The organism is Pseudomonas sp. GM60 (genome assembly GCF_000282415.1).
Taxonomy (GTDB): domain Bacteria; phylum Pseudomonadota; class Gammaproteobacteria; order Pseudomonadales; family Pseudomonadaceae; genus Aquipseudomonas; species Aquipseudomonas migulae.
In genome coordinates, this window is sequence record NZ_AKJI01000056.1 from 22,273 (window position 1) to 36,586 (window position 14,314).

General features: G+C 57.6%; 14 protein-coding genes and 1 pseudogene. 6 read left to right on the plus strand and 9 right to left on the minus strand.

Features of this window, described 5'->3' with window-relative positions:
* Positions 1–26: 26 nt before the first annotated feature.
* Complete coding sequence (locus tag PMI32_RS14645) at positions 27–1,160, plus strand: aminotransferase class V-fold PLP-dependent enzyme (protein ID WP_008029435.1); 1,134 nt, start codon at positions 27–29, stop codon at positions 1,158–1,160.
* Positions 1,161–1,483: 323 nt separating this feature from the next.
* On the opposite strand, the gene PMI32_RS14640 is transcribed toward PMI32_RS14645, so the two are convergent.
* Complete coding sequence (locus PMI32_RS14640) at positions 1,484–2,365, minus strand: LysR family transcriptional regulator (protein WP_008029437.1); 882 nt, start codon at positions 2,363–2,365, stop codon at positions 1,484–1,486.
* 100 nt (positions 2,366–2,465) lie between these two features.
* On the opposite strand from PMI32_RS14640, the gene PMI32_RS14635 reads away from it, so the two are divergent.
* Genes PMI32_RS14635 through PMI32_RS14625 form a run of 3 tightly spaced genes read left to right on the plus strand, consistent with a single transcriptional unit; the run spans position 2,466 to position 5,021 of the window.
* On the plus strand, positions 2,466–3,530 hold the full coding sequence (locus PMI32_RS14635) for an alkene reductase (protein WP_008029440.1): 1,065 nt from the start codon (positions 2,466–2,468) through the stop codon (positions 3,528–3,530).
* 10 nt (positions 3,531–3,540) lie between these two features.
* The gene (locus PMI32_RS14630; protein WP_008029441.1) at positions 3,541–4,380 is read left to right on the plus strand and encodes a pirin family protein; all 840 of its coding nucleotides are present in this window, start codon (positions 3,541–3,543) and stop codon (positions 4,378–4,380) included.
* 56 nt (positions 4,381–4,436) lie between these two features.
* On the plus strand, positions 4,437–5,021 hold the full coding sequence (locus PMI32_RS14625; RefSeq protein WP_008029443.1) for an isochorismatase family protein: 585 nt from the start codon (positions 4,437–4,439) through the stop codon (positions 5,019–5,021).
* A gap of 381 nt (positions 5,022–5,402) precedes the next feature.
* Here PMI32_RS14625 and PMI32_RS14620 read toward each other — a convergent pair whose 3' ends face one another.
* Positions 5,403–6,233: an alpha/beta fold hydrolase gene (locus PMI32_RS14620; RefSeq protein ID WP_008029447.1), complete on the minus strand. Its 831-nt coding sequence runs from the start codon at positions 6,231–6,233 to the stop codon at positions 5,403–5,405.
* A gap of 234 nt (positions 6,234–6,467) precedes the next feature.
* Between PMI32_RS14620 and PMI32_RS14615 the strand changes: the two genes are divergently transcribed.
* Positions 6,468–6,917, plus strand: coding sequence for a MerR family transcriptional regulator (locus tag PMI32_RS14615; protein WP_008029448.1), 450 nt, complete (start codon positions 6,468–6,470; stop codon positions 6,915–6,917).
* Positions 6,918–6,970: 53 nt separating this feature from the next.
* Here PMI32_RS14615 and PMI32_RS14610 read toward each other — a convergent pair whose 3' ends face one another.
* From PMI32_RS14610 to PMI32_RS29770, 3 genes and pseudogenes are all read right to left on the minus strand, one after another.
* Complete coding sequence (locus PMI32_RS14610; RefSeq protein WP_008029451.1) at positions 6,971–7,975, minus strand: hypothetical protein; 1,005 nt, start codon at positions 7,973–7,975, stop codon at positions 6,971–6,973.
* A gap of 289 nt (positions 7,976–8,264) precedes the next feature.
* Entirely contained in the window at positions 8,265–9,029 is a 765-nt protein-coding gene (locus PMI32_RS14605; protein WP_032828761.1) for a tetratricopeptide repeat protein, read from the minus strand.
* Between the two features lie 523 nt (positions 9,030–9,552).
* Positions 9,553–9,783: pseudogene (locus tag PMI32_RS29770) on the minus strand (AMP-binding protein); the annotation flags it as partial.
* 135 nt (positions 9,784–9,918) lie between these two features.
* Here PMI32_RS29770 and PMI32_RS14595 point away from each other — a divergent pair.
* A complete protein-coding gene (locus tag PMI32_RS14595) occupies positions 9,919–11,355 on the plus strand; it encodes a M15 family metallopeptidase (protein WP_008029458.1) in 1,437 nt (478 codons plus the stop codon).
* A 4-nt stretch (positions 11,356–11,359) separates the two neighbouring features.
* Here PMI32_RS14595 and PMI32_RS14590 read toward each other — a convergent pair whose 3' ends face one another.
* The 4 genes from PMI32_RS14590 to PMI32_RS14575 all read right to left on the minus strand — a co-directional run bounded on the left by PMI32_RS14590 (position 11,360) and on the right by PMI32_RS14575 (position 14,305).
* A complete protein-coding gene (locus tag PMI32_RS14590; protein ID WP_008029460.1) occupies positions 11,360–11,818 on the minus strand; it encodes a GNAT family N-acetyltransferase in 459 nt (152 codons plus the stop codon).
* Between the two features lie 20 nt (positions 11,819–11,838).
* Complete coding sequence (locus PMI32_RS14585) at positions 11,839–12,213, minus strand: nuclear transport factor 2 family protein (RefSeq protein WP_008029461.1); 375 nt, start codon at positions 12,211–12,213, stop codon at positions 11,839–11,841.
* Positions 12,203–13,273: a sterol desaturase family protein gene (locus PMI32_RS14580; RefSeq protein WP_008029463.1), complete on the minus strand. Its 1,071-nt coding sequence runs from the start codon at positions 13,271–13,273 to the stop codon at positions 12,203–12,205. Before PMI32_RS14580 ends, PMI32_RS14585 begins: the two co-directional genes overlap by 11 nt.
* Before the next feature lie 498 nt (positions 13,274–13,771).
* Positions 13,772–14,305: a cysteine hydrolase family protein gene (locus PMI32_RS14575; protein ID WP_008029467.1), complete on the minus strand. Its 534-nt coding sequence runs from the start codon at positions 14,303–14,305 to the stop codon at positions 13,772–13,774.
* Positions 14,306–14,314: the final 9 nt, after the last annotated feature.

Genomic DNA, 14,314 nt, shown 5'->3' on the forward strand with positions numbered 1-14,314 from the left:
GACATCTCTGCCGAAGGAGTCACTCCATGTCAAAGCTATATCCCAGTATCGATCCTGAGGGGCTGGTCGAGTACTCAGTGGTCTACACCGACCGCTCGCTCAACCACATGTCGCAGTCATTTCAAGGCGTGATGAAGAACATTTCCAAGACCCTGAAACAGGTCTACAACGCCCAGGCTGTTGCGGTGGTCCCGGGCAGCGGCACATTTGGCATGGAAGCGGTGGCGCGACAGTTTGCCACCGGCCAGCAATGCCTGGTGATACGCAACGGCTGGTTCAGTTATCGCTGGAGCCAGATCCTTGAGATGGGCAACATCCCGGCGGCCACCACGGTGCTGAAAGCCCGACCGGTCGACACGGGTCGCCAGGCTGCCTACGCCCCACCCCCTCTGGACGAAGTGCTGGCAGCCATTGCGGCGCAGAAGCCGCAGATTGTCTTCGCCCCCCACGTTGAAACCTCATCAGGGATTATCCTGCCCGACGAGTACCTGCGAGCCGTCGGCGACGCCGTGCATGCGGTGGGTGGCCTGTTCGTGCTGGACTGCATCGCCTCAGGCACGATTTGGGTTGATATGCACAAATGCGCCGTCGACCTGCTGATCAGCGCACCGCAGAAAGGCTGGAGCGCCTCCCCTTGCTGCGCCCTGGTGATGCTCAGTTCCCTGGCCCTCGAACGCATCGAGCAGACGCAGAGCAGCAGCTTCGCCTGCGACCTGAAAAAATGGCTTCAGATCATGCAGGCCTACGAACAGGGCGGACATGCCTACCATGCGACCATGCCCAGCGATTCCCTCGCGCGATTCAACGAAGTGATGAAAGAGACGCAAGCCTACGGTTTCGACAAGGTCCGCGACGAACAACAGGCGCTGGGTGATCGGGTGCGCGCCATGTTGACCGGCAAAGGCATCAAAAGCGTGGCCGCAGCCGGCTTTCAGGCCCCTGGCGTCGTGGTGAGCTACACCGATGATGCCGACATCAAGAACGGCAAGAAATTTGCCGACCACGGCCTACAGATCGCCGCTGGAGTGCCGTTGCAATGCGACGAGCCGGCCGACTTCCAGACCTTTCGCATCGGCCTGTTCGGACTCGAAAAGCTGCAAAATATCGAGCGCACGGTCAGCACCCTCGAACAGGCACTGGATGAGGTGATGGAGAACTAAGCCGGCATCTTGCCTGCTGCACATACCGAACTTGTGAATTCCAGGAAGTCATCCTGCCCTGGGCACTGCCGACCCATGGCGTTGATCTACGAACATGACGCTGGTCGTCCGGACGTCATGTTGGGACCATAAGGGAAAGCCCGTGCACGCGTCTTACTGACGCGTGTGCTCTTCAGCGCGATCAGAGAAGGTTTCCAATGAAGCCTTTCACGGGGCGGGTGATTGGCGGCTGTATGATTTGGATCGATTCAAAGCTGACGGTGGGGATAGGCGGAAATCGGCCAGAAGCGGACAGTCGTCCCAGGAATCTGCGAGCCACAGCGCTAATTGGCTTCCAACTTATCGCGCACAAATTCGATAAACCGCTGGGTCTTGGCAGGCAGTAGCCGCGTTTCAGTGAGGGCATACACTGATACTGGCGACGCTTGCCACTCCGGCAGAATTTGTCGCAATTTGCCCTCGGATACGTCCTGTGCGGCGATCCCCTCCGGCAGCAGTGTGATCCCCAAATTCAATGACGCCAGACGCCTCAGCATCCCAACGCTGTTGAGTTCGAAACGTCCACCGACATCGACCTGCTCGGTTCCACCTTTTCCCGAAAGCGTCCAGCGATCCGAACCTGGGCCCCGTAGTCGCAAGCATTCATGGTGGGGCAGATCCGAAGGCGACTGCGGTTCGCCCGACGTTTCCAGGTATTGGGGAGATGCATACAAAAAGCGCTGAAGGCTCGCCAGTTTTCGCGCGATTAGATTCGAGTTGGCAGGCTCACCCATGCGGATCACAACATCGACCGGTTCGCTGATCAGATCCACCTGCCGTGGGGTGAGGTCAAACTCAAAGCTGATTCCCGGGTAAAGCTGAGCGAACTCTGCAATCAGCGGCGCCAAATAGACATTGGCGAAATCCACGGGCAGTGACGCCCGCAACAAACCGCTGGGCCTAGCCAGCATCTCGCCTAATTGCTCATGCGCAAGTCTCGCTTCGTCGACGATTCGTTTGCAGCGTTCGTAGTAAAGCTGCCCGGCCTCGGTCAGCTCGATCTTGCGCGTTGTACGGTGCAGAAGACGAAGACCAATGGCCTTCTCCAAACCGCTGATACGGCGCGAAAGAGTTGAGTTCGGCATATCGAGGGCCTCCGCTGCCCGTCGAAAGCTGCGCACTTTCACAACCTCGACAAACAACGCCATGTCATTGAGATACTCCAACGCATTGCTCCATCAGTGGATCAGTGATTTCAATTTTACCGGATTTATCCCGGATTCGGATTGATCAATCATAGTCACATCACCACTGAGGAACAGCGCAATGAACTCTCTTTTTTCCGAAGTCAAAGTAGGCCGTTACACTCTCTCCAACCGGATGGTCATGGCGCCCATGACCCGCTCGCGCTCTGATGATGCTGGCGTGCCCTCTGACTTGGTCACCACTTACTATTTCCAGCGCGCTTCGGCGGGTCTGATTATCAGCGAAGGCGTTTTCCCGGTTGCCATGGGCAAGGGCTACGTTCGCACGCCAGGCATTGAAACCGCAGAACAGGTGGCGGCCTGGAAGAAAGTCACCAAAGCCGTTCACGCTCGCGGCGGTCGCATCTTTATGCAACTGATGCATTGCGGACGTGTGTCGCACCCGTCCCTGCTGCCGAACGGTGCACAGCCTCAGGCCCCTTCCGCGATCAAGGCGGCGGGTCAGACCTATACCGCAACTGGTCTGCAAGATTTCGTCACTCCACACGCGCTCACCGTTACCGAGATCACCGAAGTGATCGCCGGTTATCGCAACGCTGCACGTCTGGCGATTGAAGCCGGTTTCGATGGTGTTGAGCTACATGCGGCCTCGGGCTACCTGCCAGAGCAATTTCTTTCCACTGGCAGCAACCAGCGCGACGATCAATACGGTGGCTCGGTCGAAAACCGCGCCCGATTCGTTCTGGAAGTGCTCGCCGCCATGGTCGACGAAGTGGGTGGTGATCGCGTAGGCATCAAGATTTCTCCGGAGATGAACTTCAATGACATCGTCGACGCCAATCCGCAGGAAACCTACACCTACCTGGTCTCGCAATTGCGCGATCTTGAACTGGCATACCTGCACGTGGCCCTGTTTGGTGCCAAGTTCGATTACCACGCAGCCCTTCGCCCTCTGTTCGACGGCAGCTACCTGATCGGTAGTGGCCAGACCAAAGACAGCGCTCAGTCCCTGATTGCCGGGGGCAAAGCCGATGCTGCCGTATTCGGCGGCGCGTTCCTCGCCAACCCGGATTTGCCGAATCGCTTCCTTGTCGGTGCTGAGTTGAATGTACCGAACAAAGACCTCTTCTACGCCCCTGGTGCGGAAGGCTACATCGACTATCCAGCCATGTCCGAAGGGGCATAAGGAGACCGTCATGTCATCCAGTGCACGTTTGCAGCGCATGAACCACGGCAGCCAATTCAGGGCCTTCAACCTGCGTGGCGACCAGCACGCAAAACCTATCGATCCATTTCTGGGTGTTGACCATGCCTGGATCAACGGGCCGACGTTCCCCCCACACCCTCATGCAGGTTTTTCAGCGGTCTCTTACCTGTTTCTGGATTCAGAAACAGGTATCGACAACCGAGATTCGCTGGGCAACCGCAACTTGATTCAACCGGGTGGGCTGCACTGGACGGCAGCAGGACAAGGCATTGTGCATGAAGAGGTTCCGGCAGAGCCCGGCAAGACCGTCCACATGCTTCAGATCTTCATCAACTTGCCGGAGCAGAAACAGGGCGACGTGCCATTTGTGTTGAGCCTGGAAACTCAGGACGTGCCCGTTATCTACAAATCAGGGGCAAAGATTCGTGTACCGCTGGGCAGCTTCGAGGGAGCAGTGTCTCCCCTGGCAACGCCTACAGAAGTCCGTCTTTTGGATATCTCGCTAGAAGCCGGCAGTGAAGTCTCGATCTCGGTTCCAGAAGGCCACATCGCCTTTGTGATGCCCATCGATGGCGAGACTTCGGTGGACGGCCAACCTTTCGATCTGGGTGAGCCGAAGGCTGCCGTAAACCTGCCACAAACGGCAGATCGGGTCGTGACCCTGGCTGCAAACAAGGGTAACGCCAAGGCAGTAATGTTTTCCGGCGTTCCGCTGAACCAGCCTGTGTTTTGGCAAGGGCCACTGGCGCTTGCCTCCGCAAGCGCTTTGGTCAAGGCGGTCTCCGGATACCAGCGCGGCTCATTCGGAAAGCTGCAAGCTGCCAATTGATGCAAATAATCCCCAACCGGGGTGATGTACCCCAAATAATCCCTAGGAGAAAGACCATGACGTACGAAAATTTCAGTGCCGACAATGCTGCCCTCCTGCTGATCGACCATCAGGTCGGCACCATGGGGTGGGCGAAATCCATGCCCTTTGAAGAACTCAAACGCAACGCGCTGATGCTGGCCAAAGCCGCTCGCATCCCTAAGCTCCCTGTGGTGCTGACCTCCAGCATGGAAGAGCACGCCCAAGGGCCATTGCTGAGCGAGCTGGAAGAGATCCTCCCGACCGAATTTGCCGGTCGCATCAAACGGCTGGGCATCGTCAATGCAATGGACGACGAAAACTTCGCCGCTGCGGTGAAAGCTACAGGTCGTAAAAAACTCATCATCGCTGGCGTAACCAACGACGTCTGCACGGTGTATCCGGCGCTGTCGCTGGTACGCGATGGTTTCGAGGTTCAGGTCGTGGCTGACGGTGGTGCTTCGCCTACCGCCATGGCTGATGACATAGCCTTGCGCCGCATGGATAAAGCCGGTGTAACACTTACCACCACCAACCAGCTAATTGCTGAATTAGCAGGCAGTTGGGCTACGCCAGAGGGCGGCCAGTTGGTTCAAGTGCTGATGGAAGCATTTGGCGACTAATTCACCGCTCATGGCCGGAGGAGTCGGTGTCACGGTTCCTCCGGTCAAATGCTGATGGGCGGTAAGGTGACAATCGGCGATCACAACCTCTGCAAACGAGTTGGCAACAGCTCTGCAAAGCCTCCACCTTGGTGGCGCATTCAATACACATGAGCTGTAAGAATCAGGAACTCGCCCGAGCGAGAAGGAATACGGTCAAGTGGTATGGGTCATCAGCGTCTGCTTTGGGTTGACAGCAGTCCTTGGTGGCTGGCAGCAATCGACCAAAAATGGAAACTTGGTTCGCACAGCTTTTACGCATTCAACCGAATCTGAAACGCGTCGTTCCAGTGACTTCAGAAAAGGTAAGGGCAGGATTTTTACCCGCCCTCCCCCGGTTGCCTAACCTCGCAGGAAAGCGAGCAAATCGGCGTTGATCGTATCGGCGTTCGTTGTAGGCATTCCGTGTGGGTAGCCCGAGTAGGTTTTCAGCGTGCTGTTCTGCAAGAGTCTGGCTGACAAGGGCCCGGAGTTTTCATAAGGCACGATCTGATCATCATCACCATGCATCACCAGCACGGGGATCTTGATGCTCTTCAGATCGTCGGTAAAGTCGGTCTGGGAAAAGGCTACGATCCCGTCGTAATGTGCCTTTGCACAGCCCATCATGCCTTGGCGCCACCAGTTCAGGATGATGCCTTCAGACGGTTTGGCGCCCGGGCGGTTGTAACCGTAGAAAGGTCCCGCTGGAACGTCGTGGTAGAACTGTGCACGGTTGGCTTTGAGCTGTGCCTGCAAGTCATCGAAAACCGACTTCGGCAAGCCACCTGGATTAGCCGGGGTCTGAACCATCAGCGGAGGCACGGCGCTGATGATGGCGGCCTTGGACACTCGGTCTTCGCCGTGGCGAGCAATGTAATGAATGACTTCACCACCGCCGGTGGAGTGCCCCACATGGGCTGCGCCCTGCACGCCAAGATGATCGACTACGGCCGCGACGTCATCGGCATAGTGATCCATGTCGTGCCCGTCCCAGACCTGGCTAGATCGCCCATGACCGCGTCGGTCGTGTGCAACCACCCGGTAGCCGTTCGCCAGGAAAAATAGCATTTGCGCATCCCAGTCGTCCGCGCTGAGCGGCCATCCGTGATGGAAAAAGACCACGGGGGCATCGCGTGGTCCCCAGTCTTTATAAAAGATCTCAACACCGTCCTGCGTAGTGACATAACCCATGTTCGCATCTCCCGAATGAAATGGAGGCCATGACCAGAATCGTGTACTGATCGTGCCCCTTGTTGAACAAGTGCAGCCCACCCCATAGGCGGTTCTGAGACGGGTCCTGGTCTGGCTTTCGCCTATCCCTGCATTCCATGGCGTTTGAGCAACGCATGACATCCGCGCCGCTTGGCCACCAAATCACTTTAGGTTTAAAGTCAACTTTAAGGTCAATGGTTTTCTGGGGGGAATATGAGAATAGGCGAACTGGCGAAAATCAGCGGATTGGCGCCTTCACGTATTCGTTTCTACGAAGCAAGCGGCCTGATTAAATCTGTCGTGCGCAAAGCCAATGGGTATCGGGACTACGCCCCTGACACAGAGTGGGTTCTGGAGATCATCACGGGCGCCCAGGCGGCGGGTTTTTCATTGGAAGAAATCCGACAATTACTGCCGATGAATGCGAACGGTTGGCAGCATGAAGAGTTGCTCAGCGGGCTCAAACGCAAGGTTGAGGAAATCGAAGTCCTGCAGCAACGGCTGGCCCAGAATAAAGCGCAACTTCTTCTGGTTATCGAGGGCATTGAAAGCAAGCCGGAAGGCATGGGTTGCGTGGACAACACGCAGTTGTTATTGCATCGTCTGCGAGAGGAAGGTGTGGCGGCAGCACCGCGCGGCCGTGATACCGCATCGTCCAAGTAAGGCGTCACCTGTCAGGCTTATGAGGCCTGACAGATTTTTGCCGGCAGGTTTAGTTAGTGCGTGTCAGCCAGTGCCGCTAATGGCTTCGGCGCGTAGAGCGCACTTTGGAATGCTGGCACGTATTCGTACTTCATCATTTTCCCCAGTTTCAAGGAGCGGATGTAGTTCGACAGGCTGCCGTCACCCAGCGTGAGGGTTGCCGAATCTTCGTTTCTGCTGGAGCCGTGGCTGAGCTGGCGGGAAACAGCATACCCATAGGCTAGCCGGCCTTGGTGATCGAGATTGGTGAAACTGCTGGTGACGATATCGACGTCACTGGACAGGTCGTCGAGCTTCTGCGCTTTGAAGGACACGTCCACTTTGCCGGTCTCGCTATCGGTAATGTCATAGACCACCGATTGGGCATCTTCTTTGCGGTCAATCCCCGTCAGCCATTTCGGCAGGTTGTAACCGACGACACCACGAACCCTCGCAAGCTCTGTATTGACCGGCAACTTGAGTACATAACCCCAGAAGTCTCCAGACATCGACTGGCCAATCAGCGTGAACGGCCCCAGATTGGCTTTGCCCGGTTTGTTGGTGATGATCGACACCGCGACTTCGTTATAGGCGTCGTTATCGCAGTGCTCATAGGTGTATGCGGTAAACGCAATCAAGCCTCGACCGGGCCAGATTTGCAGAGGCTGGGCGGCTGCCAACACTTCGGGTGGCATCAGTGCCCGGAGCTTGTCCAGATCTGCCGTATAGACAGCCGTTACGCGACTGTTCTGGTAGTAAAAGTTTGGGGAGAACGATTCAAAGCCTATGTCGACCTTGTTCTTCTCCAACCCTTTGAACCAGCCCAAATCAACGCCCGGTACTTCTGCTGCAATCACCGACAAAGGAGGGTTGGAGCGAAAGCGATCGTACAAACCGCCCTTGACGACGGGCACCTGGTGACCGGCGATATCGATCATGGTTGTGTTGGTCGGGCTGGGCATTTCAGGCGTCCCCGCCAACGCATGGTTGGCGAACGTGTTGAACAGCAATCCTGTTAAAACGGCGCTTGCGAGTTTCAATCTGTCTCTCTCCAGGTGATTGCATCTGCTTGATGGCGTCAGCCAGGGCCGGCTTCTGAGGCCGGCTTGAAATCACCTTAACGTTAAACTGAACTTTAAGGTCAAGCGCTGGAAAGGCAGATTTTCAGTTTGTTCGCAGCAGCGTTTTCAACGTGCCATCGACCAGGATTCAGCGATTCGAGATTGAGGGTTTTGGCCCTCCATCGGTGATGGCAAATGCAGTGAATGGCTCACCCGTCTGTCCTCAAGGAAGAAGGGAACCTGATGAGTCCATATACGGACGCCCAGCTCAACCACGGACCAAATAGGCCCCTGGCGGAACCCGATGTCGCAGCTTCTTGCATTTTCCGGGTGCGGGCTGATGCCCCGGTGGGCGATCCGGGAACCAGATTCGGCATTTACCCGGCGGCGGCCAATGGCCCCGGGGTATCTCGACCGCATCGTTTGTACCCGCAGGCTCGGTGGAAGCCATTTGCATGTTTCCTTCGGGCCCCGGCCTGCCAACCATAGGCGAGTCCAATGCCGGCGCTGCCTCTGCGCGAACGAAGCTGCCAGCGTCGCGCCCAGCATTCTGAGCAGGTTGTTCAGCAATGCTGATTTCTTCTTCGCTGCGCCTTTGGGTCTCCGCTTCCGGTTTGTTCAGTACGGCAACCCTGTCTACGTTGGCACTGGGTGGGATACCGAAAGCCTGGGCCTGCTGCGCAGCCTGTATCAATTGCAAGTTGCGGTTACGTAACTCGACGTTACGCCCCACCCGAATGTTAGAGCGCATCGCCAAGTTTTCAGCCTGCTGGTACTGCCCCTGCTGAAGACGCAACACACCGAGGTAATGCAGCGTCGCGGGATTGTTCGGCTGGATATGCAGGGCTCGCTCCAGCGTGGCAGCAGCCTGGTCCAACTGGCCATTTTCATACTGCCGCGAGGCCGTTTCGATCAGGGTGGTTGATGCGCTGTTGCTTTGCGCTGTGGCTCTTCGCTCAGCAGCCACCGAATAAAGCGACGCGCTGGCGCAGAACACCAGAATGAAACCTGTCAGAAAACGTTTGGTTGGCATCAGCGGGCGAACTCGATTGATCTCTCGTGGCACGATCGTACAACCGACCACAGCACTCGATACAGGGCCCCAACTGACCTGCCCGGCAGCCTGAAGTTCCCGCTGCAACGACCAGCGTAACCCGTGTTTTTTTTGCCACCCCATCATCAAGCGTGAAGGTTGATGCAACTCAAAAGCGCTGGTGATATCGATCTTAAACTGCGCACCGATCCATGGCCGGGGCGGCACCTAAAACGGACTGGCTACACCAATCAACTGTAGGAGCCGGCTTGCTGGCGATAGCGTCCGTCCAATCAGTAAACAGGTGACTGACCCACCGCCATCGCCAGCAAGCCGGCTCCTACAAGGGATCGGTGTGTGCTTTTGATTTTCACCACTCATCAGGCCGAGCGTTAGCTCGCCTTCAGCTTTTGATCTGAGCGCCCCCCTCGAGAGCATGCCGAGCCACAGCGAGGCACCGAACGAAAGGGCGAAACCGCCAGCCGCCATCATCGCAGCAACGGATAGGCCACCAACCTGACCAGCGATTGGAAACAATCACCACCCGGTCGGATTCGGTCGCGCCATTGACCTTCAGGAAGGACGCAATGCCATGGCTTATCTGTTCAAGCTGACGATAACTGCACGTCGCGTCGTGAGAGACGACCGCAATGGCGTCAGGCGAGCGCTGTGCCTGTTGCAAGAAGTCCATGAATATCGGGCGATCGGCGCAATACTCCAGATTAAGCGTCGGATTTGGGCGATGATCCTGCATCTTGGATTTATGCTCCGCATGATCTGTACGAGATTAACGTGGTGCCCCGGAAATACTGACTGAGGTCAGTCCCCCTCACCTCAGTCTGCTACCTTTCCCCCGTTCATTGCGTACCCGGCATTCTGGAGACATCGCATGCGCCCTCTTCGCACCATCGCCCGCCCCTGGCTGCAATCGCTGCTGTTGCTGGGCAGCGTCATAGCGGGCATGTCCAGTGCCGAGCCGCGGCCGGGGCACATGGTCTATCTGCGCGCGATTGATCCGAGCATCGAGCAAGACATTCGCTACGCCAGCGCCCACAACTTCACCGGTCACCCACTCGACGGTTATGCCGCCACCGAATGTCTGTTGACGCTGGACGCCGCCAGGGCGCTCGCCCGGGTACAAGCGTCGTTGCGTGCGCAAGGCTACGGTTTGAAGGTGTTTGATTGTTATCGCCCGAATCGGGCGGTGGCCGATATGGGCCGCTTTGCCACCGAACCGGGCGACCCACGTAAGGCCGAGTTCTACCCGCGTGTGGACAAGCAGGACTTCTGGCGCCTGGGGTATGTGGCGCGAGTGTCGAATCACTCCAGAGGCTCGACCGTGGACCTGACACTCACCGGGCCCAAGGCGTTGCCCGCCAGCGCCTGGACGCCCTCGGCCACGCAGGTCGATTGCACCGCCCCCTACGATCAGCGCTGGCATGACGGCGCACTCGACATGGGCACCGGCTTCGATTGCTTCGATGAGCGGGCGCATACCGCCAACCCGACGATCAATGCGACCGCGCAGGACAATCGCCAGCGGCTCGGCAGCGCCATGGCAAAAGAGGGTTTCTCCGGGTACTCGAAAGAATGGTGGCACTTCACTTATGGCAGCGCACAGGCACCGAACAACGTGATGGATTTCCCCATTACGCCGCTCGACGCCAACGCAGCACTCGACACCAGCCATCAGCTGATTGTGGTCACCACAAAAAACTGGGATGACCTGCAAGGCAGCGCCCAGCGCTATGAACGCGACGGGAACACCTTCCGCAAATATGGCGAGGCGTTTGCGGTGGTGGTCGGCAAAAACGGCATGGCTTGGGGCAAAGGGTTGGACAACGTTGAGCCAGGTGCAGAACCCGTCAAACACGAAGGCGATGGAAAAGCCCCGGCCGGGATTTTCAAGCTGGGAACAGCGTTCGGTTACGAGACCAGGGCCGACACGAAACTGCCCTACCTCGCCCTGACAGCGACCACCGAATGCGTGGACGACAGCCATTCCGGACACTACAACACCCTGGTCGACGGCGCGGCGATGCCCAAGGACTGGAACAGCTCAGAACGCATGCGCAGCGAAGAAGGCTATCGCAAAGGCATTGTCATCGAGCACAACACACCGGCGTCCCCCGCCTCGGGCTCGTGCATCTTTTTCCACATCTGGCGTAGCCCGACATCGCCGACGGCGGGTTGCACGGCCATGGATCAGGCAGACATCAGCCGATTGTTCGACTGGCTCGATCCGCAACAGTCTCCCCTGCTGGTGCAAATGCCCGAGGCGCAATACGAGCACGTTCGCGAGCGCTGGAACCTGCCGGCGCGGTGATCGGTCAGCCCTGCTTCAAATCCAGGCAATAGGTGTAGTAACCCGTATCGCGCACATAGCCCAAGGCTTCATACAACCGCTGCGCACCGTGATTGTCCGTGGCGGTTTCCAGCACCAGGCCTTTGGCGCCGCTCAACACCGCGAAGTCGCGCGCGGTGTTCATCAGCCGCGTTGCGACCCCGCGTCCTCGGGCGGCAGGCGCGGTGAACAGGTCGCCGAGCAGCCAGGTGCGATGCGCGTCGATAGACGAAAAGGTCGGGAACAACTGGACGAACCCCAGCGCTTCGCCGTCGGTGTCCCGGGCGCAGAAGATCACGGATTCATCCCGGGCAATGCGCTCGGCGATAAAGTGGCGGGACTGATTCAGGTTCGAAGGCTGACCATAGAAACCCCGATAGGCGTCGAAGAGGCTGGCGACTTGATCGATGTGCGTTGCGTCGGCGCGATGTACCTGAACATCCATCTCAATGGTCTCCGTGCGGTTCACGACTCATGGTAGTAGTACAGCTTGTTGATGATGACCCAGCGATCATCGATCTTCAGTAACGACAGGTAATCGGTAAACCTCATCCCTGCATAATCATCGATGATTTTTACGGCGGCGGCGTCGCCTGTTATGTCCAGGTCAATCACTTCCCAAAAAGGCTTCACCTCTTTTGCTGCCGGGCCTTCGGTTTTGATCGCGTCGACAAACTCATCAAGGGACAGCCATTCAAGCGCTTTTTGGAAGTGACCGATGATGCGACACGACGGATGAAATGCCTTTCGCAACGAGGCTTCGTCAGCGAAGACCATACCCTCGACATAGTGTTTGACGGCTTCTTTGACAGACTCTTTTTCTGCGGAATCAGTTGTCATGTCTCACCTCCACTTCTGCTAACGCATTCTGGATTGTTCGCAAGGGCGCCCGCGAACGATCAGGTCGTTTGGTCGAACGGATCCTGCGGGCAATGTCCACAAACGGCGTGACGATCAGGCTGTAAACCGTCAGGTAACGCTCAGAATCCTGCTCACCGGTGCCGAACCGCAGGGCTTCGGGTTTCGACGTGGTGACGTAGAGCGTGCCGAACATCCAGTCCCACAGTGACAGGTTGATGCTGAAGTTCTTGTTGAAATGGTGCGGTGCGTCGCTGTGATGAATCTGGTGCTGGGCCGGGCTGTTCAGCACATGTTCGAACACCGGGCCGAACGACAGCCAGACATGACTGTGACGCAGGTTTCCCACCAGCCCGTTGAGGATGAACACCAGCCAGGTCACGCCGAACAAAGTATAGCGGCTGATCTCGCCGCCGCAGGCGTACCAGAAGACGCCGGCATAGGCGCCGATGCCGATAATCGTCGAGAGCTTTTCGACAATCTTTTCCACGAAATGAACCCGGCTGGCGGTCGCTGGAACCAGCACCGACGCCGAATGATGGACCTTGTGGAATGCCCACAGCCATTTGGAATGGAAGGCGCGGTGCGCCCAGTAGGCCATGAAGTCTTTCACCAGAAAAACGCCCAGCCCGTAGAGCAAGGACAGTGAAAGATTCTGCTCCACTTGCACCCGCGCGCCCCACAGGTTGGTGAAAAAGGCGATGTAGTCTCCGGAGCGCAGGACGAGCGGGTCCACCAGACCGACAATCGGCAACACCAACGCCACTTTCAGAATCGCCCGCACGAAGTAGTAGCGGTAATCGAGCAACGCCGAACGATGGAAATACACCCGACGCCCGCCGATGAACTGCCCGAACGACTGCGCGTCGGTGAGACCTCGATGTTTCCTGAACCGGAACAGGGCGTAAGCGATGCTGTAAGACGAGAACAGAAACAGTACACCCATGCGCCCGTTCAGATCGAAAAGGCCCAGGAACTGGCGAGTGACGGGCTCGATCACCCACTCGGTCAGGCCGTTAAAAAGCAGCACAAGGGCATCCACCAGGAGCTTGCCTCCCTCAAAGAAAAGGTATTGAAATTTAACCGCAACAGAGAACGGTTCTTAAGTGTAGATTGAGTTCAAGCCTCTGCACATCCCCCCACTCAGAGATTGGATCTGCTTCCTCGCCACAGGGTTTGCGGCTGACGTAAAGTCGCGGGACTTACCGGAGGCCAACATGAGCGAACCCACCCCCACGATCTACCTGTCCGATACATCCGACCGGGCGCTGTTCGACCGGATCGCCGATGAATTGCAGGTTTTCGATTAGAAAAAATCGATGGGGACGCACCCCAATCCGTAGGAGCCCGGCTTGCCGGCGAAGGCGTCCGTGAAATCGCCATCGCCAGCAAGCCGGCTCCTACAGGTTTTGGGTGAACCCGCCATCCCGGACATCCCGCGATCCGTAGGAGCCGGCTTGCTGGCGATGGCGTCCGTGAAATCGCCATCGCCGGCAAGCCGGGCTCCTACAGGGTTGGGCGGGGCCCGTCATCATGGGTGCTAGAAGGTGATGTCCGCCGCGGGTATCACGTCGATCCGCGCCACTGAACCGGTCAAATGCGCCAGGTCCTTGTTGTGCTCGGCGATGATGTCTTCGGCGGGGATGTTGCCGTTGTCGACCGTGGAGTGAGCGTCAGCCGCCAGCACCACGTCGTACCCCAGTTGCAGCGCCTGACGCACTGTGGCGTTGACGCAATAGTCGGTTTGCAAACCGCAGATGACCAGGCGTTCGAAATCCTGCACCGGCAGCAGCTTTTGCAGGTTGGTCTGGTAGAACGAATCCGGTGTGGTCTTGCGTACGTGCCAATCCTTGGGCGAGGTTTCCAGCCCCTCGGCCAGTTGCCAGCCGTCAGCGTTATACGCCAGCGGACTGCCTGTCTCCTCATGCTGGATCAGCACCACCGGAATCCCGGCCTTTCGGGCACGGGCGCCGAGCCCGTTAATGGTGTCGATGACACGTGAGATTTCGAAGCACTCGTACTCGCCCGTGCAAAGTGCTTGCTGGACATCGATGATCAACATTGCGGTGGTCATGGTTCCATC

Coding starts and splice junctions, on each gene's coding strand:
- PMI32_RS14645 (WP_008029435.1), top strand. CDS start 27: ATGTCAAAGCTATATCCCAGTATCGATCCTGAGGGGCTGGTCGAGTAC.
- PMI32_RS14635 (WP_008029440.1), top strand. CDS start 2,466: ATGAACTCTCTTTTTTCCGAAGTCAAAGTAGGCCGTTACACTCTCTCC.
- PMI32_RS14630 (WP_008029441.1), top strand. CDS start 3,541: ATGTCATCCAGTGCACGTTTGCAGCGCATGAACCACGGCAGCCAATTC.
- PMI32_RS14625 (WP_008029443.1), top strand. CDS start 4,437: ATGACGTACGAAAATTTCAGTGCCGACAATGCTGCCCTCCTGCTGATC.
- PMI32_RS14620 (WP_008029447.1), bottom strand. CDS start 6,233: ATGGGTTATGTCACTACGCAGGACGGTGTTGAGATCTTTTATAAAGAC.
- PMI32_RS14615 (WP_008029448.1), top strand. CDS start 6,468: ATGAGAATAGGCGAACTGGCGAAAATCAGCGGATTGGCGCCTTCACGT.
- PMI32_RS14605 (WP_032828761.1), bottom strand. CDS start 9,029: ATGCCAACCAAACGTTTTCTGACAGGTTTCATTCTGGTGTTCTGCGCC.
- PMI32_RS14595 (WP_008029458.1), top strand. CDS start 9,919: ATGCGCCCTCTTCGCACCATCGCCCGCCCCTGGCTGCAATCGCTGCTG.
- PMI32_RS14590 (WP_008029460.1), bottom strand. CDS start 11,818: ATGGATGTTCAGGTACATCGCGCCGACGCAACGCACATCGATCAAGTC.
- PMI32_RS14585 (WP_008029461.1), bottom strand. CDS start 12,213: ATGACAACTGATTCCGCAGAAAAAGAGTCTGTCAAAGAAGCCGTCAAA.
- PMI32_RS14575 (WP_008029467.1), bottom strand. CDS start 14,305: ATGACCACCGCAATGTTGATCATCGATGTCCAGCAAGCACTTTGCACG.